The 19,798-nt window shown below is 54.7% G+C and carries 16 protein-coding genes; 7 read left to right on the top strand and 9 right to left on the bottom strand.

Features of this window, described 5'->3' with window-relative positions; genetic code table 11:
• Positions 1–164: 164 nt before the first annotated feature.
• Positions 165–767, bottom strand: a complete 603-nt coding sequence (locus ASD8599_RS00930) for an alpha-ketoglutarate-dependent dioxygenase AlkB family protein (RefSeq protein ID WP_108826799.1) — start codon at positions 765–767, stop codon at positions 165–167.
• Positions 768–957: 190 nt separating this feature from the next.
• On the opposite strand from ASD8599_RS00930, the gene dnaK reads away from it, so the two are divergent.
• From dnaK to radC, 3 genes are all read left to right on the top strand, one after another.
• Complete coding sequence (dnaK, locus tag ASD8599_RS00925) at positions 958–2,871, top strand: molecular chaperone DnaK (RefSeq protein WP_108826798.1); 1,914 nt, start codon at positions 958–960, stop codon at positions 2,869–2,871.
• 77 nt (positions 2,872–2,948) lie between these two features.
• Positions 2,949–4,109, top strand: coding sequence for a molecular chaperone DnaJ (gene dnaJ / locus ASD8599_RS00920; RefSeq protein WP_108826797.1), 1,161 nt, complete (start codon positions 2,949–2,951; stop codon positions 4,107–4,109).
• Positions 4,110–4,204: 95 nt separating this feature from the next.
• On the top strand, positions 4,205–4,966 hold the full coding sequence (gene radC / locus ASD8599_RS00915; RefSeq protein ID WP_108826796.1) for a RadC family protein: 762 nt from the start codon (positions 4,205–4,207) through the stop codon (positions 4,964–4,966).
• Positions 4,967–5,038: 72 nt separating this feature from the next.
• Here radC and ASD8599_RS00910 read toward each other — a convergent pair whose 3' ends face one another.
• From ASD8599_RS00910 to secA, 3 genes are all read right to left on the bottom strand, one after another.
• A complete protein-coding gene (locus ASD8599_RS00910; RefSeq protein WP_108826795.1) occupies positions 5,039–6,598 on the bottom strand; it encodes a substrate-binding domain-containing protein in 1,560 nt (519 codons plus the stop codon).
• Positions 6,599–6,622: 24 nt separating this feature from the next.
• Positions 6,623–7,612: a hypothetical protein gene (locus ASD8599_RS00905; RefSeq protein ID WP_108826794.1), complete on the bottom strand. Its 990-nt coding sequence runs from the start codon at positions 7,610–7,612 to the stop codon at positions 6,623–6,625.
• 108 nt (positions 7,613–7,720) lie between these two features.
• Positions 7,721–10,426, bottom strand: coding sequence for a preprotein translocase subunit SecA (secA, locus tag ASD8599_RS00900; protein WP_108829941.1), 2,706 nt, complete (start codon positions 10,424–10,426; stop codon positions 7,721–7,723).
• A gap of 177 nt (positions 10,427–10,603) precedes the next feature.
• Here secA and ASD8599_RS00895 point away from each other — a divergent pair, with 177 nt between their 5' ends.
• From ASD8599_RS00895 to ASD8599_RS20470, 4 genes are all read left to right on the top strand, one after another.
• Positions 10,604–11,446 (top strand): peptidylprolyl isomerase, encoded by an 843-nt coding sequence (locus ASD8599_RS00895; RefSeq protein ID WP_108826793.1) that lies wholly within the window; start codon positions 10,604–10,606, stop codon positions 11,444–11,446.
• A gap of 2 nt (positions 11,447–11,448) precedes the next feature.
• Positions 11,449–12,675, top strand: coding sequence for a bifunctional glutamate N-acetyltransferase/amino-acid acetyltransferase ArgJ (gene argJ / locus ASD8599_RS00890; RefSeq protein ID WP_108826792.1), 1,227 nt, complete (start codon positions 11,449–11,451; stop codon positions 12,673–12,675).
• Positions 12,676–12,677: 2 nt separating this feature from the next.
• The gene (locus ASD8599_RS00885; protein WP_108829940.1) at positions 12,678–13,076 is read left to right on the top strand and encodes a (deoxy)nucleoside triphosphate pyrophosphohydrolase; all 399 of its coding nucleotides are present in this window, start codon (positions 12,678–12,680) and stop codon (positions 13,074–13,076) included.
• Positions 13,077–13,156: 80 nt separating this feature from the next.
• Positions 13,157–13,291 carry a hypothetical protein gene (locus ASD8599_RS20470; protein WP_281261548.1) on the top strand — a complete coding sequence of 45 codons (135 nt, stop codon included), beginning with the start codon at positions 13,157–13,159 and terminating at the stop codon, positions 13,289–13,291.
• 313 nt (positions 13,292–13,604) lie between these two features.
• Here the strand turns inward: ASD8599_RS20470 and ASD8599_RS00880 are convergent, their stop codons facing one another.
• From ASD8599_RS00880 to rimP, 5 genes are all read right to left on the bottom strand, one after another.
• Positions 13,605–14,213 carry a hypothetical protein gene (locus tag ASD8599_RS00880; RefSeq protein WP_108826791.1) on the bottom strand — a complete coding sequence of 203 codons (609 nt, stop codon included), beginning with the start codon at positions 14,211–14,213 and terminating at the stop codon, positions 13,605–13,607.
• Positions 14,214–14,337: 124 nt separating this feature from the next.
• On the bottom strand, positions 14,338–16,821 hold the full coding sequence (gene infB, locus ASD8599_RS00875) for a translation initiation factor IF-2 (protein WP_108826790.1): 2,484 nt from the start codon (positions 16,819–16,821) through the stop codon (positions 14,338–14,340).
• Positions 16,822–16,830: 9 nt separating this feature from the next.
• Positions 16,831–17,451, bottom strand: coding sequence for an RNA-binding protein (locus ASD8599_RS00870; protein ID WP_108826789.1), 621 nt, complete (start codon positions 17,449–17,451; stop codon positions 16,831–16,833).
• Positions 17,452–17,473: 22 nt separating this feature from the next.
• Entirely contained in the window at positions 17,474–19,096 is a 1,623-nt protein-coding gene (gene nusA, locus ASD8599_RS00865) for a transcription termination factor NusA (protein ID WP_108826788.1), read from the bottom strand.
• Complete coding sequence (rimP, locus tag ASD8599_RS00860) at positions 19,096–19,680, bottom strand: ribosome maturation factor RimP (RefSeq protein ID WP_245926105.1); 585 nt, start codon at positions 19,678–19,680, stop codon at positions 19,096–19,098. Before rimP ends, nusA begins: the two co-directional genes overlap by 1 nt.
• Positions 19,681–19,798 lie beyond the last annotated feature (118 nt).

The raw sequence follows: 19,798 nt of genomic DNA, 5'->3' as shown, positions 1-19,798 counted from the left end.
CTTTCAGTGGTGTCTGGAATGGTCGAACGCACACAACAAAGGCCGCACCAATCGAGGTACGCAAATCGCTTTGAAGGTGTGCATCGGAAAGCGCAAAGGCTTTCCCACTTTACCGGGACATAAAATCTCCATGTTCTGGAAAAAGAATAAAGGACAACGGTCTCTCAATCAACCACACGCAGTGTCAGATTGATGCGCCCCCCTTTGGGAAGTAACGTGGATGTGCCAAATCTGATCCGGTCCACGCCGTGATAGGTCAATCGCGCAGCGCCGCCCATGACCACCACGTCCCCCGATTGCAACCATACCGATTCCGTCTTGCCACCCCGTGTTGTGTTGCCAATCCGGAACAATCCGTCATCGCCCAACGACACAGACACAACCGGCCAGCTAAAATCGGCTTCGTCCCGGTCCTGGTGCAAACCCATCCGCGCATCTTCGCCGTAGAAATTGACCAAACAACAGTCGGGCAATCGGTCCACACCCGATACTGCGCGCCAAATGTCCAAAATCGGAGACGGAATGTCCGGCCAAGCCGTACCCGAAGGATGTGTTCGAACGTAGCGATACCCGGACGCATCCGAAAACCAGCCGTATTTGCCTGCCGACGTCATGCGCACAGTCATAGGCTTTCCATAAGGGGTCATGGGCGAGAAAACAGGTGCCGTTTCGGCAACAGCCCGCACGGCCTGCAAGACCTCATTTTGCGCCTGTGTGTTAAGGTACTGTTTACGGATGTCAAAGCCGCGCAGCCTAAGAACCGTCATATCCGCCTCAAATTGCAAAATTCCCCAGATTCACCTGTCCGCAACGCTTGCAGGGCTAGTGTACGCTCCTTATATACGCTCCGAACCGCATGAGACGACCTGTTTCATGCTTATCATTCGGGACAAGGGTGCCGTAACGGGCCTGCGTCTCGTGTCATCGCCTTGAACGCTAAATAAGGGATCGAAAAACATGGCCAAAGTTATTGGTATTGACCTCGGAACAACTAACTCCTGTATCGCCATCATGGACGGCAGCCAGCCTCGCGTTGTTGAAAACGCAGAAGGCGCGCGCACAACACCATCCATCGTGGCTTTCACCGACAACGAACGTCTTGTGGGCCAGCCCGCGAAACGCCAAGCGGTGACAAACCCAGACAACACAATCTTCGGCGTCAAACGCCTGATCGGTCGCCGCAACGACGACGCGCATCTGGCAAAAGACAAAAAAAACTTGCCCTTCAATGTGATTGATGGCGGCAACGGCGACGCATGGGTCGAAGCCAAGGGTGAAAAGTATTCGCCGTCGCAAATCTCTGCCTTCATCTTGGGAAAGATGAAAGAGACAGCGGAAAGCTACCTTGGCGAAGACGTGACACAAGCCGTGATCACGGTTCCTGCCTACTTCAACGACGCGCAGCGCCAAGCAACCAAAGACGCCGGCAAGATCGCTGGCCTCGAAGTGCTGCGGATCATCAACGAACCAACAGCAGCGGCGCTGGCTTACGGCCTCGACAAAGAAAACACGCAAACCATCGCGGTCTATGACCTTGGCGGCGGTACATTCGACGTCACGATTCTGGAAATCGACGATGGCCTGTTCGAAGTGAAATCGACCAACGGCGACACGTTCCTGGGCGGTGAAGACTTTGACATGCGCATCGTCAACTACCTCGCGGACGAATTCAAAAAAGAACACTCCGTTGACCTGACACAAGACAAGATGGCGTTGCAGCGTCTGAAAGAAGCGGCTGAAAAGGCGAAGATCGAATTGTCTTCCGCCAACCAGACCGAAATCAACCAGCCGTTTATCTCCATGGGCTCCACGGGCCAACCGCTGCACATGGTCATGAAACTGACCCGTGCGAAGCTGGAAAGCCTCGTGAACGACCTGATCAAGGCCTCCATGAAACCATGCGCCGCGGCTTTGAAAGATGCCGGTCTGTCTGCATCCGACATCGACGAAGTGGTCCTGGTTGGCGGCATGACACGTATGCCTAAAGTGATCGAAGAAGTGACAAAATTCTTCGGCAAAGAGCCCCACAAAGGCGTGAACCCCGACGAAGTTGTGGCCATGGGTGCCGCGATCCAAGCCGGTGTTCTGCAAGGCGACGTAAAAGACGTGGTTCTTCTGGACGTGACGCCTCTGTCCTTGGGCATCGAAACCTTGGGCGGCGTGTTCACACGTTTGATCGACCGCAACACCACGATCCCAACGAAGAAATCGCAAATCTTCTCGACCGCTGAAGACAACCAGAACGCTGTGACGATCCGAGTGTTCCAAGGTGAACGCGAAATGGCGTCCGACAACAAGATCCTCGGTGCCTTCAACCTTGAATCGATCCCACCAGCACCACGCGGCATGCCACAGATCGAAGTGACGTTTGACATCGACGCAAACGGCATCGTGTCCGTGGGCGCGATGGACAAAGGCACGATGAAAGAACAAAAGATCACGATCCAGGCCTCTGGTGGTTTGTCCGACGAGGACATCGAAGCCATGGTCAAAGACGCGGAAGAGAACGCGGATGCGGATAAAGAGCGTAAGGAACTGATCGAGGCGAAAAACCAAGCCGAAAGCCTGATCCACTCCACGGAGAAATCCATGGAAGAGCACAAAGACAAGGTGGACCCAACAACGATCGAAGCGATCGAATTGGCCATCGCCGCGCTTAACGACGATCTGGAAACGGAAAATGCCGACAAGATCAAATCCGGCATCCAGAACGTGACCGAATCGGCCATGAAACTGGGCGAAGCGATCTACAAAGCTTCTGCAGCGGAAGCTGGCGAAGAAGAGCCGGCAGCCGCCGACGAACCACGCGACGGAGACGACGACATCCTCGACGCGGAATTCGAAGATCTGGACGACGACAAACGCGCGTAAGCGCCCCGTCGTGACCCCAATTTCAAGCCGGTCCGTTCACCGGGCCGGCTTGTTCGTTCCAGAGAGGAACCAGATCCATGGCAAAACGTGACTATTATGAAGTGCTTGGCGTCGCCAAAGGCGCCTCAGCCGACGAAATCAAAAAAGGCTATCGCAAGAAAGCCAAAGAACTGCACCCCGACCGCAACGCGGACAATCCCAAAGCGGAAGACCAGTTCAAAGAAGCAAATGAAGCTTACGAAGTTCTGAAAGACGGCGACAAAAAAGCCGCCTACGACCGCTATGGCCACGCCGCCTTTGAAGGTGGAATGGGCGGTGGCGGACGACCCGGCGGCGGCTTTGGCGGCGGTCAGGGGCAAGGCGACTTTGGCAGCGCGTTCTCGGATATTTTCGACGACTTGTTTGGCGATTTCGCAGGCGGACGTGGCGGGCAAGGCGGCGGACGTCGCGCGGCACGCGGCTCTGACTTGCGCTACAACCTGACCATCTCGCTTGAAGACGCCTTTGCGGGCATGCAGAAAACGCTGAACGTGCCCACATCCGTGGCCTGCGAACCCTGCAACGGGTCCGGCGCAGAAGGCGGCGCAGAACCTTCCACCTGCCCCACATGCTCCGGCATGGGCAAAGTCCGTGCGCAACAGGGGTTTTTCACCGTTGAACGCACCTGCCCGACCTGTTCGGGTTTGGGTCAGATCATCAACAACCCCTGCAAAAGCTGTTCTGGCGCAGGACGCGTCGAAAAAGACCGTTCCTTGTCTGTGAACATCCCTGCAGGCGTCGAAACCGGTACACGTATTCGTCTTGCGGGCGAAGGCGAAGCTGGTATGCGCGGCGGACCATCGGGTGATCTTTACATCTTCATCGACGTCAAAACGCACGAGCTGTTTGAACGCGACGGCAACAGTCTGTTCTGTCGTGTGCCCGTCTCCATGAGCACAGCCGCCTTAGGCGGCAGCATCGAAGTGCCCACCATCGACGGTGGCCGTGGACGTGTGCAAATCCCTGCAGGATCGCAATCCGGGCGCCAGATGCGCCTGCGGTCGAAAGGCATGCCCGCCCTACGCGGCGGCGCAGCAGGCGACATGTTCATCGAACTGGCCGTTGAAACGCCTGTGAACCTGACGGCAAAACAGAAAGAACTGCTGAAAGAATTCGATGAGCTATCGTCGGAAAATAACCCCGAAAGCAGCAGCTTCTTTTCGTCGGTCAAAAGCTTCTGGGACAGCATGAAGGGCTGATCTGGAAACCAGCAGCAGTATCAAAAGGCGGGCTTTGTCCCGCCTTTTTTGTTGCCGTTAACAGTCCGGTAAGGGCAATTTGCAACGCTATATCCATGACAGAATCAACTCATGCCTTTCACGAGGCCAGCAATATTTTTGACCTTGATGAAGCCACACCAGTGCAATGGCCCTGTATGCGGCCTGCGGTTTTGGTATCTGAAGAACGCAAAGCACTGCGCGACCGGTTTGCTTCAGCGGGAAATAAAGCAGTGCAAGACCATGAAATGCTGGAACTGGTGCTGTTTCGCGCGATACCGCGCGCCGATGTCAAACCACTGACCAAAGAGCTGATGAAAACCTTTGGCGACTTCAACCGCGTGATCACCGCCCCGCCAGAACGCCTGCTGCGGATCGCAGGCGTCACGGACACCGTGGTCACAGAACTTAAAATCATAGAAGCCGCTGCACAACGTATGGCCCGCGCAAAAATCATGAACCGGCCGGTGTTGTCCTCTTGGGATGCTTTGTTGGACTATTGTCATACGGCTATGGCGCACCGAGAGACGGAACAGTTTCGGGTGCTTTATCTGGACCGCAAAAACACTTTGATCGCCGATGAAGCCCAAGCAAAAGGCACCGTCGATCATGTGCCCGTCTACCCTCGGGAGATTGCCAAACGCGCGTTAGAGGTTAACGCGAGTGCACTCATCCTGGTCCACAATCATCCCTCAGGGGACCCAACGCCGTCAGATTCAGATTTGATTATGACGGAAATGATTCAAACAGCGTGCACCGCCTTAAGCATAACCTTGCACGACCATCTGATCATCGGGAAATCGGCAGAACTCAGCTTCAAATCAGAAGGCTACCTTTAAGCGTCTTTTTCCAAAGTAACCCCGGGGGAGGCGCACAGCGCCCCCTGAAAGTCAGTATCTCGCAGCATCAACTTAACGCACCCAGACCTCAACACGTCTGTTGGCCTGACGGCCCCACGCGCTGTCATCGCACGCCATGGGCAATGCTTCGCCAAATGCATCCACATCCAGTACCACCCGGTCAAAGTTGGCCGTTTCCGCAGCCTGCTTCACAGCTCTGCGCACCGCATCGGCCCGCTTCAACGCAATATCGCGATTGGCGGACGCAGGGCCATCCCCGTCACTGAAACCGACAAATGTCACCTGCCGCGCATCATAGCGCCCAACTTCCAATGCACGGGCCAATTGTTGCACATTGGACCTTGATTGCGCATCCAAACGGATCGACCCGGATTCAAAGCGGAAAGACGTGGTGAGACGCGCCATCCCATCCAAAGTGCGCGTCATGCGTTGAAGTTCTTCCAATGACGTCTCCGGTCCTGCCACAGAAATCGCATTGGCAAAACGGCTACCTTGGTCATTGATCGCAATCTCTTCAGGGGCCTGATCTACAAAACCTGCGCGGCGGATCACAATCTGAGCGGATGGACCACGCGTGAAAGCCAAAAAATCACGACCAATTTTGGGCAACCGACGCGCCGGCAGATACAAAAACATCGGGGCGGTCAAAGGGTAATCTTCCGTCTTTATCGTGCGACGCGCCGCACGCAACGCGAAACCACACGCACCTGTCAAAGTCACTGGTTGCGTATTTCCGACCTCTGCATAGCTGGCAACGCCTATGGCAAATGGACCGTTCTGCACAGCCAACGCCAGATCGACACCACGGTCATGGCGCACGATATTTTCGGCAAATTCAAGCTTTGCTGGCCCCATGATTTCGTCTTCGATGGCCTGCCCCAAACCGGTTTCAAAAGCAGGCAAGTGCAAATCAATCGGCGCGTCCGGACCGCCCAGATCTTTCCAATTGTCGATACGCCCTGCCAATATTCGCGCCAAATCCAGCGGGGAAACACTGCGCACCGGATTGCTGGGCGACACAACAGGCACCATGGCATCCAAAGCCAAGACACGGCTTCGATTGGCCCGTGTCATGTCACCCATACCGGCCTCGCGGGCCAACTTGCGTTCTTCGGGACGGATTTCGCGCAATGCCATGACGATGTCCGCTTCGTTGCCCAACAGGTCAAAGAAACCGTCATCCGTTGTTGTCAGGCGAAAATGAAACTCTGCGACAAGCTTGTCGCTGTCTTCGGATATCAAGCGGTACACGTATTGTTCGGAGTTCAACGTCTCGCGCTGGGTTACATAGCCTCCACGCAAAGCGAACCCTTCCAGCAGCGCAGGCATCAGAACAGATCCCATAGTCGCTGATCCAGAAATCGAAACCTGTGCGACGAAATCTTGCAAGTTCGGGCACGCGGGGCCGTCACATAACACCCCAGATCCGTCGACCGTCAATTCGCCATAGACGGAATCGACGCGATAAAATTCCCCGTCAAAACCAAGCAAAGTACCGCTGATTTCAACGCTTCCATCAGGCGATGTCAGGGTCACATCTTGGGCAAAGGCGATCGTCTGACCCAGCAAAAAGAAAAGCGCGGCGAAGATCGCCGCACGTTTCAAGGCCATTTCGGCTCCTAGAGTTGCACAGCTTTAGTTGCTGGCGACTTTCAGGTCTTGGACCAGATTATTCAACACCAGAAAGTCACCTAAGGCGTCACAATCTGGCACTGCAAGGGTCAAATCCTGAGTTTTGATCCCGGTCGACGAAACTTCCAGCGACTGCGCTTCGATTTCTAATCCGCAATTGGCGCGTGTCACTTCCGCTTCAACGCTAAGGTCAACTGTCCCTTCAGACGTGCTGGACATGCGCGGGAAACTATAAATCTCTGCCATGAAAGGTTCCGCAACCGTGGCATCGCCCAATCGCATCAAATCCCCCTGTGCGGCGGGCGCGCCGACCCAAACATGGCCGTCTTCGCCATAAGCCGCCCCGAATTCGCGGGCATGGATTTGGAAGCCAGCATCGCCGCGCCACTGCAACGCCGTGCGATTGTACATATCCAGATCATCTACCGATGCCGATGTCACGGCACCGTCCCCGTCTGAAAACGCAAAAATAACTGTGGCGTCTTGGGCCAACGCAGGCAGACTAAGGGTCAAACTGCCATCGTTTCTGGTTGTTTGTGTAAACACCAAGCCCTGATGGTGAACGTTCACACGTTCATTTGGCAAACACGGCGCGCTTAAAGAGAGTTCAATCATGGCCCCGGGTGCCGCTTGGGCGGATGCAACAATATCGCAGCTGGGCAAAGGCACCACATCGGGTTGCACAGGGGTTTCCAATGCATCGTTTGCTGCAGCCAGTTGAACACCTGTATCAGCCCCAATGGACGTCACATCGCTGGTTTCTGGCAAGGGCGCCGTTTGGGCAGACGTCAGCGTGATATCTTGCACTTCCAAGACGAGATCCGCATTCACGACGGCAGAAATAACATCTGCTTGAACCGTTTCTGCGTCCAAAACGGGCGTTTGCGCACCGTAGCGTTCTTTCGCGGTGTCACCATTTTGCATGATAAAGCCAATGCCAACAGCGCAGGCCAGTGTACCGGCGGCAGTCGCAATTTCTCTTGCTTTTAACATTGTTCTGTCCCTTCTGGCAGATTGGGTCAGAAGCAACATCACATCAAACTTGGACCGGGTTATGACCGATCCAAGGACTCATTTAGGCAAGATAAAGGCAGGCCGGATTTAGGTCAGACGGCCGTGGCAGTGTTTGAATTTCAGGCCCGACCCACAGGGGCATGGTTCATTACGACCCGGGTTGCCCCAAGTGGTTGGGTCATTCTCATCAAACCCAGCCGCAACAGCTTCGGCTGTCGGTGTTGGCAGCACGTCTGCATTTGGCGTGGCCAAAGCCGCAGAAGCGGCTTGTTGGGCCGCCATTTCTTCCGCCATCGCACGCTGTTCATCTTCCGTCATCAAACGAATTTTCGAAAGCTTCTGTGTCACGTCAGACCGCAACCCATCCAGCATCGTTTCAAACAATTGGAACGATTCGTTTTTGTATTCGTTCAAAGGGTCGCGCTGCGCGTAGCTGCGGAACCCGACAACGGATCGCAAATGTTCCAACGTCAACAAGTGTTCACGCCACTTGCCGTCGATAGATTGGAGCAACAATTGCTTCTCGATGGACCGCATATTGTCTTCGCCGAACTGTGCAACTTTTTCGGCCATCAATGCGTCCGCGGCTTCGATCAGGCGTTCGCGGATTTGTTCGTCGTCTACGCCTTCTTCTTCCATCCATTCGATCAGCGGCACATCAAGACCCAGCTGCTCCAAGGCGTCTGCATAAAAGCCCTGTGCGTTCCATTGGTCAGCGTAAGAACCTGCTGGCATGTGAATGTCGATCAGATCATCGATGACCTGCTCGCGCATATCGCCTGTGATTTCGGACAAATCTTGTGATTCCATGATGTCGCGACGTTGCGCAAAGACGACTTTACGCTGGTCGTTCATCACATCGTCAAACTTCAAAAGTTGTTTACGGATGTCAAAGTTACGGCCTTCAACCTTGGCTTGCGCACGTTCCAGCGACTTGTTGACCCACGGGTGCACAATCGCTTCGCCCTCTTCCAGACCAAGGGTTTTGAGAACCTTGTCCAAACGCTCGGACCCGAAGATGCGCATCAGATCGTCTTCCAAAGACAGATAGAAGGACGTGCGGCCCGGATCACCCTGACGACCGGCACGACCCCGCAGCTGGTTGTCGATGCGGCGGCTTTCGTGACGTTCTGAGGCCAGAACGAACAAACCACCCGCAGCCAGAACGGCCTTCTTTTCATCTTCATGTTCGGCTTCGATTTTGGCACGTAGCGCTTCGGGATCACCTTCAGGATCCGCCGCCAGCGCTTCCATCACTTTCATCTCGACGTTGCCGCCAAGTTGAATGTCTGTGCCGCGGCCCGCCATGTTCGTGGCGATCGTTACGGCACCCAACTTGCCTGCATCACCGATAATTTGCGCTTCTTGTTCGTGTTGGCGCGCGTTCAAGACGTTATGTGCAATGCCTTCGGCCGTCAGCGCCTGGCTGAACATTTCCGACTTTTCGATGGATGTTGTCCCGACCAGAACGGGCTGTTTGTTTTCATGGGCTTTCTTGATCTCTTTGACCATTGCCTCATATTTTTCCGCGCCTGTACGAAAGACTTGATCGTCTTCGTCAACACGTGCGATTTCGCGGTTTGTGGGCACTTCGACAACGCCAAGGCCGTAGATTTCCGCGAATTCAGCGGCTTCGGTCGCCGCCGTACCCGTCATGCCAGACAGGGTATTGTACAGGCGGAAGTAGTTTTGGAATGTCACGGACGCCAGCGTCACGTTTTCGGGCTTGATGGCCAAATCTTCTTTGGCTTCGATCGCCTGATGCAAACCGTCAGACAAACGGCGCCCCGCCATCATACGGCCTGTAAATTCATCAATCAAAACCACGTCGCCATCGCGCACGATGTAATCCTTGTCGCGCGTGAACAAAACATGGGCCCTCAAGCCCTGATTGACGTGGTGCACGATTGTGGTGCTTTCAGGGTCATACAAGGTCGCCCCTTCTTCCAACAAACCGCGCACACGCAATTGTTCTTCAAGGAACTCGTTGCCTTCGTCTGTAAAGGTCACATTGCGGGTTTTTTCATCAAGGGTGTAATGCTCTTCGGTCAACGAAGGGATCACTGCATCAATGGTTTTGTAAAGTTCGGACCGATCGTCCGCAGGACCGGAAATAATCAGCGGCGTTCGCGCTTCATCGATCAAAATGCTGTCAACTTCATCGACGATGGCAAAGTTGTGCTGCTTTTGGAAAATCTGATCCAGCTCGGACTTCATGTTGTCGCGCAGGTAATCAAAGCCCAACTCGTTGTTGGTCGCATAGGTTACATCGCAGGCATAGGCGGCCCGTTTTTCTTCGTCCGGCTGGTCGGAGTACACAAAACCACAGGTCAGACCCAAGGCGTTGTAGACTTTGGCCATCCATTCCGCGTCACGTTTCACCAGATAATCGTTCACGGTAACAACGTGCACGCCCTTGCCGGTCAACGCATTCAAATAGGCCGGGAAGGTTGCCACAAGGGTCTTGCCTTCACCCGTCTTCATTTCGGCGACGTTGCCTTGGTGCAAAAAGATGCCGCCCATCAACTGCACATCAAAGGCCCGCAGACCCAATGCGCGACGCGCGCCCTCACGACAGTTCGCAAATGCTTCGGGCAACAAGTCGTCCAGGCTTTCACCGCCCATGGCGCGTTTTGCCAGGCTTTCGGTTTTATCCTTCAGCCCTTCGTCGCTTAGTTTTTCGTATTCAGGCTCAAGGGCGTTGATCTTTTCGACCAAGGGACGCACAGCTTTGACTTTGCGATCATTGGGCGTGCCAAAGACCTTTTTCGTGAGTGTTCCGAAACCCAGCATGCGTTCTCCAGCGACCAGTTTGTTACGTTTGCCTGCAACGGCTTGCCCGACCCGCACGCAACCCATAGATACTAGTTGAGAGAAACGTCCCGGACAAAGCCCATATGGCGATGTAAGGGCCGTATTATACAGTGTCAATGTTGCGCAACGCCGCGACAAAAGCCCAAGGACTGAAACATGCAGAACCGTCTCAAATTTGTCGCCGCTTTGGGGGTCGCTTGGACCCTAGCTTTGCCTGCTCAGGCCCAGGACGCCGACACCGTTGTTGCAACCGTAAATGGCACCGACATCACCGTTGGGCACATGATCGTTGCCCGTAATTCCCTGCCCGAGCAATACCAGCAATTGCCGGACGCGGTTTTGTTTCAGGGCATTCTGGACCAGCTTGTGCAGCAAACCGTATTGAAGGATTCATTTGACGGCACATTGCCCGCCCGCGTCACCAAATCTATCGAAAACGAAACCCGTTCACTGATCGCAGGTGAGAAGGTTGAGCAGATTTTGGCGGAAGATATTCCTGTCGAAGACATTCAGGCTTTGTACGACAGCACTTACAGCTCTGATGCGCCGGAAACCGAATACAATGCCTCACATATTCTGGTCGAAACCAAAGAAGAAGCAGACACTATCAAGGCTGATCTTGAAGGCGGCGCTGATTTCGCATCAACGGCCCGCGAAAAATCCACAGGCCCGTCAGGACCGAACGGCGGATCTTTGGGCTGGTTTGGAAAAGGCGCTATGGTGCCATCCTTTGAAGCAGCCGTAGTCGAATTGGAATCCGGCGCGATTTCGGATCCCGTCGAAACACAGTTTGGCTGGCACGTCATTCAGCTGAACGAAACCCGAACCAAAGATGCGCCTAAATTCGAGGACGTGCGCGAAGAGCTGCTGGCCGAAGTGCGCCGCACCAAGTTGGAAAACGTCATTGCCGAAATGGAAAAAGCCGCTGACGTTGACCGCTCTGGCGCGGACGGCATTGACCCCACAATCCTGAAAGACCTAGAGCTGCTTAACCCGTAAACATGGCAAACATCACCAAAATCTCCCCGCTGGCACCTGCATCCTTTCCCGACCTGCCCGCCATCAAAGGCGCACGCTTTGCGACTGTTGAAGCAGGCGTGCGATACGCAGGCCGCACAGATGTGATGCTTGCTGTGCTTGATCCCGGCACCACGATTGCCGGGGTCTTCACACGGTCCTCCACCCGCGCAGCACCTGTGCTGGATTGCCAGACCAAGCTGGGCGGCGCACCGGATCAAAGCGCTGCGATTTTGGTGAACTCCGGCAATGCAAATGCGTTCACGGGCAAACACGGGGTCGCGTCGGTAAAAGCAATCACACAGGCCGTTGCACAAGCCACAGGCACCCCCGAAGGCCGCGTGTTCACATCTTCTACAGGCGTGATCGGCGAAGCGTTGCCGCATGACCGCGTTGTCGCCAAGCTGGACGCGCTGAATTCATCGCTGAGTGAAACGGCTATCGAAGCCGCGGCGCAGGCGATCATGACGACCGATACGTTTGCCAAAGGGGCAAAGGCCTCTGTTACGATTGACGGGCAAACAGTGAATATCGCCGGCATCGCCAAAGGCTCTGGTATGATTGCACCCGATATGGCGACGATGCTGGTCTACGTCTTCACCGATGCCGTTTATGATCAGGGAAAGCTGCAAACGCTGGTGGCTGGCCTGTCGGACAAGACCTTCAACTGCATCACTGTAGACAGCGACACCTCGACCTCAGACAGCCTGCTGATGGCCGCGACTGGCGCGTCAAGGGTGGACGCCACGGGGAACGGCGACTTTGCCGACGCCCTGCACGCCGTGATGCAAGACCTTGCGCATCAAGTCGTGAAAGACGGCGAAGGGGCAACCAAGTTTGTCGAGATCGCAGTCACAGGGGCAACTTCTGACAAAGACGCACACACACATGCCATGGCCATCGCCAATTCGCCATTGGTGAAAACTGCAATTGCAGGCGAAGATCCCAATTGGGGCCGTGTTGTAATGGCCGTTGGCAAATCAGGTGCGCCAGCGGATCGCGATACCCTGTCAATCTGGTTCGGCGATGTTTTGGTGGCTGACAAAGGGTGGGTCAGCCCTGACTACGTCGAAGCAGATGCTGCGGCTTTGATGAAAGAACAGGACATCAAGGTAACAGTGGACATCGGCATGGGCGATGGATCGGCAACGGTCTGGACCTGTGACCTGACGCATGGGTACATCGAAATCAACGCGGACTATCGGTCATGAGCATCAAAACAGTTTTGGTATCTGCTGTCGCTTTGATCGACGTCGATGGGCGCGTTTTGCTGGCGCAACGGCCCGAGGGAAAATCAATGGCAGGGCTGTGGGAGTTCCCCGGCGGAAAGGTCGAAGCAGGCGAAACACCCGAAGTTGCTTTGATACGAGAGCTGGAAGAGGAATTGGGCATAAACACTTGGGAAAGTTGTTTGGCGCCATTAACTTTTGCCAGCCACGCTTACGATAATTTTCATCTTTTGATGCCTCTGTTTGCCTGCCGAAAATGGGAAGGCACACCACAAAGCCGCGAAAATCAGGCTCTAAAATGGGTCCGTGCAAAGGATTTGCGGGATTATCCGATGCCAGCAGCCGACATTCCGCTCATTCCAATTTTACGCGATTGGTTATGATAACCGTACGGAAGCTTTAACACTTGTTAACGAATTACCGTCCAAAGTGGTGGCATAAAGACTTAACAAGGGATGATGACATGCTACGGACAATCACAATGGGCAGCTGCGTTTCGGTACAAGGCACTTTCGTGCGCACCTTGGAAAATGGCCGTGTTTTGGTACGGGTTGGTCAGCAGGTTTTCGCAGGGCGGCCTGTTGGATCAGGAACCTGATCGAACCCCTCTTCGCATTGCTGACCGCAGGTGTTGGTTCATCTGACCCATGGGTCACTTAAGCATCCATCGAAGCATTGAATGGACAAAATAGGCTATGATTGCGACCAAAGGTGCCCAAACGATGTAACCACCGGATCCCATCGCGCTTGAAGTGCCGCCTGCCCACAACAAATAGACAGCTGTGACAACAAGCGTTGGCTTCAGAGACGTTTTGTTTCTCGCACTCACACCCAAACTCCCAGTTTTTACTATTCCACAACGAAAAAGTGGAAGGTGCAACACCCTCCCCTTTTTCGATTTCACCTACGTTCTAATCAAATGCTGTCGGGTAGCCTATCTGTTCAAGTTCCGTTGACAGATCATGAAATTGCCCATCGAACTCTAGGCTATCCAAAATTGGAGTAGTCAAGTTGCCAAACTTCAAGACTTGAGAGACAGCGCCTAAAGGTAGTGTTTTGTCAAAATAGTCTTTCGCAAAAATTAGATAGGTTTCAGCGTCGCCATCCACCAAAGAGAGCAATTCACCTAGGTTTGAGTCACTGGTTTCAATACTCTCGCTCATAGACCAACGATCAGATGCTTTGGTTTTCCAATAACAATTGGTAACTCTATCTGGCGAAAACGCTGTCTCGTTAGTAGCTTCTAGAAACTCAACAGGTACGGTTTCATAGGCATTACTCATTATTGACTTAGCGCGACAATATTCCTTGATAAAACACCCGTGTATAGAAAAAAGTGCGAAAACTTCGTCTCCCGAACCATTCCTAATTGAACCCATTTCTTCTCCCTGCGCCCAGTTGGAGTCATAGGAGAAATATCTAAATTCCCAATCTGGGCATACGATCGCATCTAGGCTCGCAAGTGATTGCAGGCGTCGCTTGAAGCTTTCGATTTCAGGAAGCTCTAACAGTGATTTCATTCAGATATACTCTCATACAGTTAATAGCACACACCTTAGCAACGTTCGATTTATCTAAGCTCCTGAAAACGAAAAAGGGGAAGGTGTAACACCTTCCCCTTTCTCAATTCTTTGTGTTGGACTGTTAGTCCAATGTGCGCGTGATCTCTTCGCGTTCGAAGATTTCGATGACATCGTCAGGGCGAATATCTTCGTATTTCTCAAACGCCATACCGCATTCCTGACCCGATGGCACATCGGCCACTTCGTCTTTGAAGCGCTTGAGCGTTTTCAGCGTACCTTCGTGGATAACCACGTTGTCGCGCAGCAAACGCACACCTGCGGAACGGCGGGCCGTACCTTCGGTGACCAAGCAGCCCGCGACCTTGCCAACACCCGTGACCTTGAAGACTTCTTTGATGGTTGCGTAACCAATGAAGTTTTCTTTGATCTCGTTGCTCAGCAAGCCAGATGCGGCCGCTTTGACGTCGTCCACAAGGTCATAAATGACCGAATAGTAACGAATTTCGACGCCTTTTTGGTTCGCCGTGTTGCGCGCAGAGGTGTTCGCACGCACGTTGAAGCCCATGATCGGCGCGCCAGAGGCTTCCGCCAAACCAACGTCGGTTTCGGTGATCGCGCCAACGCCTGAGTGCAAGACGCGCACCCGGACTTCGTCGTTGCCGATTTTTTCCATGGCTTGCACGATCGCTTCTGCAGAACCCTGAACATCCGCTTTCAACAGGATTGGCAATTCACTGACGTTCTCGTCGGCTTTGGCGTTTGCCATAAGCTGTTCAAGGGTCGTTGCCGCACCCGCTGCCGCGCGTTTGTCCTTGGCCGCTTTTTCGCGGTATTCGGCAATTTCACGCGCTTGCGCATCCGTGTCGGTTACGTTCAAAACATCACCCGCTTCGGGTGTACCGTTCAGGCCAAGCACCTCAACAGGCATGGACGGGCCAGCCTCTTTGATGCGTTCGCCTTTGTCGTTGATCAGCGCACGAACCTTACCGTATTGCTCACCCACAACGAAGATGTCGCCCTGACGCAATGTACCGGTCTGGATCAAAACAGTGGCAACAGGGCCACGGCCCACGTCCAGCTTCGCCTCGATCACAGCGCCTTGTGCGGCACGATCAGGGTTGGCCTTCAGTTCCAGCAATTCAGACTGCAGCGCGATGGCTTCCAACAACTCGTCCAAGCCTTGGCCCGTCGCCGCCGAAACTTCGACGTCTTGGACTTCGCCAGACATTTTTTCGACGATCACTTCATGCTGCAACAAATCCGTGCGGACTTTGTTTGGATTAGCTTCGTGTTTGTCGATTTTGTTGATGGCCACGATCATCGGCACGTTGGCCGCTTTGGCGTGGTTAATCGCCTCAATCGTTTGCGGCATCACAGCGTCATCGGCGGCCACAACCAAGATCACGATATCCGTGACCTGAGCACCGCGCGAACGCATGGACGTGAAGGCCGCGTGACCCGGCGTGTCGAGGAACGACAGCACTTGGCCGCCATCGGTTTTGACCTGATAGGCGCCGATGTGCTGCGTGATACCACCTGCTTCGCCGGAAACAACTTTGGCTTTGCGGATAGCATCCAACAGGGACGTCTTGCCGTGGTCAACGTGACCCATGATCGTCACGACCGGAGGACGCGCTTTCAGATCTTCGTCTTTGTCTTCGATGACGTTGATCACATCTTCCACGTCCGCGTCAGAAACGCGGTTCACGGTGTGACCAAATTCTTCAATGATCAGCTCGGCTGTATCGGCATCAATGGTTTCGTTTTGCGTCACCATCATGCCCATTTGCATAAGAGATTTCACAACGTCACCAACACGTTCCGTCATACGGGCGGCCAGTTCGGACACCACGATGGCTTCGGGCAGATCAACTTTGCGCAAGACCTTTTCACGCTCGACCGAACCACCCATCGCTTTTTGACGGGCACGTTCTTGCTTGCGCTTCATCGCCGCCATGGAACGGTGACGGTTGTCGCCGCCGCCTGTCGCTTGGGACAATGTCAGCTTGCCAGAGCGACGGTTGTCGTCGCCGCGGCCTTTGGGGCGCTGCTGTTGTTCGCGTTCGTTTTTGCGCGGGGTGGCCGCAGGAGCAGGACCGCCACGGTTGGGCGCTGCGCGTTGCGGTTGGGCTTCGGAAGGCGCAGGGGCGGCAGCCGCTTGGGCCGCAGCCTCGGCTTCGCGCTTTTTACGCTCTTCTTCTTCGGCTTTCGCCTTCAGGCTTTCTTCGCGTTCTTTTTCTTCACGCTCTTTGGCCTCGATTTCCGCGCGGCGACGTTCACGGTCTTCCGCACGCGCCTTTTCTTCGGCTTCACGGGCCGCGGCTTCTTCGACTTCGCGAGCCTTGGCAGCCTGAACCGCCTTCAGGCGGCGATCCATTTCAGCATCCGAAATGCCTGCAGGGCGGCGGGAGGGATCACCGACAGGACCGGCACCCGGACCCGTTGGCTTTTGACCACCCGGTTTGGGGACGACAACGCGCTTGCGTTTCGTCTCGACAACGACGTTCTTGGTCCGCCCGTGGCTGAAACTTTGTTTCACGTTGCCAGGACGCCCGGCGCCAGCGCCGCGTAGACCCAATGTTTTCTTACCGTCAGTATCGCTCATCTAGCTCGTCTATCCTTCCGAATGGCCCTTGCCATCCTCTTTTGCGCGTACGCCTCGCAATCTCTGGGCTTCCTCTACTACACGTTTCGTGAGTCCACCAGAGGCGAGCGCCCCATGTATCACAGTTTGACGTCCAAACGCCAAACCCAACTCGTCCGCCGTCAGCCATCCGATGTAGCTGCCATAGTGTGGCGTACTTAACTTCGTCTTCCCCCGACCCGATCCGTCAGAGGCTTGGATCAACACTTCGGCCTCTTCCGATTGAAGCCAGGCTTTCACCTTTTCGTATCCCGCAACAGCCGATCCGGCCTTGCGCGACATCGCGATCAAATCAACAACGCGCCGTGCAAGCTGCTTTTCAACTTCGGCCACCAAATCATCCGGCAGCTTCACCTGCTGTTTGGCACCACGGGCGAACAGCTTTTTCTTCACTGCCGCTTCAAGGGCATCACAATCCGCAGCGACATAAATGCCGCGCCCCGGCAATTTACCCGACACATCCGGATAAATCATATCTTCAGGCCCCACGACAAAGCGGACCAGCCCGTACTTGGGCTGCACTTCGCCTGTGGCAATGCACTTGCGATCTGGACCGTCCGACCGATCCTTGGAGGCGCCACCGCGACTCATGTGTGAACCCTGAGGCCTGAAATCAGGCCTCAGTTTCCTCAGAAGTTGCTTCGCCGTCTTCGTCGTCTTCTGCCATTGCTTCCAATTCAGCCGGATCAACCCAACCCAGAGACACACGTGCAATCATAATCATCGCTTGCGCTTCTTCCAGATCAACGCCGAAGGGCTCCAGAACGCCATCGTCTTTGACGCGTTCGCCTTTTTCGGTGGTCCAGCCACCGGCCAATTCCCAGTCCGCGCATGTCGCGAAATCTTCCAGTGTTTTCACGTCATCTTTCGCAAGCGCTTCAATCATCTGGGGTGTCAGGCCATCAAATTCAACCAAGCTGTCTTCGACGCCCAGCGCACGGGCCGCATCAAGTGCCGCTTTGTTTTGCGCTTCGATCACGTCACGCGCACGGGCTTGCAATTCGCCAGCCGTACCCTCGTCGACGCCATCAATGACCAGAAGTTCGTCCACTTCGACGTATGCGACTTCTTCAAGGTTGGTAAACCCTTCCGCCACCAGCAGTTGTGCGAAGAATTCGTCCAGATCCAAGTTATCCATGAACAGCTTGGTGCGCAGTTCGAATTCCTTCTGACGGCGCGCTGATTCTTCGGCTTCTGTCATGATGTCGATATCAAGACCCGTCAACTGAGACGCCAACCGCACGTTCTGACCACGACGACCAATGGCGAGGGACAATTGTTCTTCAGGAACCACAACTTCGATCTTGCCGGCTTCTTCGTCCAGAACAACCTTGGAGACCTCAGCAGGCTGCAGCGCGTTCACAAGGAAAGTCGGCTGATCATCGTTCCAAGGAATGATGTCGATTTTTTCGCCCTGCAATTCGTTCACAACGGCCTGCACGCGGCTGCCGCGCATACCAACGCAAGCGCCCACTGGGTCGATGGACCCGTCATAGGAAATCACAGCGATCTTCGCGCGTGAACCGGGGTCACGGGCAACCGCCTTGATGTCGATAATGCCGTCGTAGATTTCAGGCACTTCCATCTTGAACAGTTCGGCCATGAACTCGGGCGCGGTACGGCTCAGGAAGATTTGCGGCCCGCGCTGTTCGCGGCGCACGTCTTTGATGAACACGCGAATACGGTCGTTCGGGCGGTACGATTCGCGGCCGATTTTCTCGTTGCGACGCAGAATGCCTTCGCCGGGGTTCATATCAACGATGACGTTGCCATATTCTTCGCGTTTGACCACGCAGTTGATGATGGTGCCGATGCGGTCTTTGAATTCTTCGAACTGTTTGTCGCGCTCGGCTTCGCGGACCTTTTGCAAGATCACCTGCTTGGCAGATTGCGCGGCGATGCGGCCCATTTCAACGGGGGGCACTTCTTCGATGAATTCTTGGCCCACTTCAGGATCGGCCATGTATTGCTTGGCTTGCTCAACGGTGAATTCGGACTGGTAGTTTTCCAGTTCCTCGTCTTCCACCACGGTGCGTACGCGCGTGAATGTGGCACGACCCGTTTTGCGGTCGATGGCGACACGAATGTCCATTTCCGCGCCGTAGCGGGATTTCGCAGCACGGGCGAGCGATTCTTCCATCGCCTCGATCACCAACACAGGGTCAATCATCTTTTCGCGGGCGACTGCCTCGGCGGTTTGCAACAGCTCAAGCTGGTTTGCAGAAGTAATGGCCATCAGTTTTCTCCTCCATCGGACGGGTCTTCCGTCTCGATCTCATCAAACTCGTCTTCATTGATAGTTCCAGCAGCTTTGCGCTGGCGTAGCATTTCTTTGATCAACTCGTCGGTCAAAACCAGCTTGGCGTCTGACAACCAGTCAAACTGCAAACCAACAGTGCCTTCTTCGATGTTGATCAGCACTTCGTTGCCCTCAACGCCTGCCAGCTCGCCCTTAAAGCGGCGGCGACCGTCGATCAGCTCGTCTGTTTCGATCTTTGCCTCGTACCCTTCGAAGTTTTCAAAGTCCTTCAGACGCGTCAAAGGGCGGTCGATGCCGGGGCTGGACACTTCCAGCGCATATTCATCCAGGATCGGATCTTCGACGTCCAGCGTCGCGCCAATGGCTTGGGAAATCTTCGCGCAATCATCGACCTCAATGCCGCCTTCGGGCTTGTCGGCCATGACCTGCAATGTGGTTGCTTTGCCAGACATCAAACGAATGCGCACCAATTCGTACCCCATGTCTTCAATGACTGGGGTCACGATTTCAGCCAAACGGCGATCAATGGCAGCTTTGGCAATCAGGGTATTTGGGGGCAGGTCGTTCAAGGTATCTCCAGGTTTTGTTCAGGCACAAAAAAACGGGCGCACGGCCCGTTGATATATCCGGTGGGCGTTGGGTTTGGACCCCGACGCGCCGCTGTTGAAAGCGATATAG

Source organism: Ascidiaceihabitans donghaensis, assembly GCF_900302465.1.
Classification (GTDB): domain Bacteria; phylum Pseudomonadota; class Alphaproteobacteria; order Rhodobacterales; family Rhodobacteraceae; genus Ascidiaceihabitans; species Ascidiaceihabitans donghaensis.
Note: the sequence above shows the minus strand (reverse complement) of the source record. Positions and strands in the feature narration are given on the sequence as shown.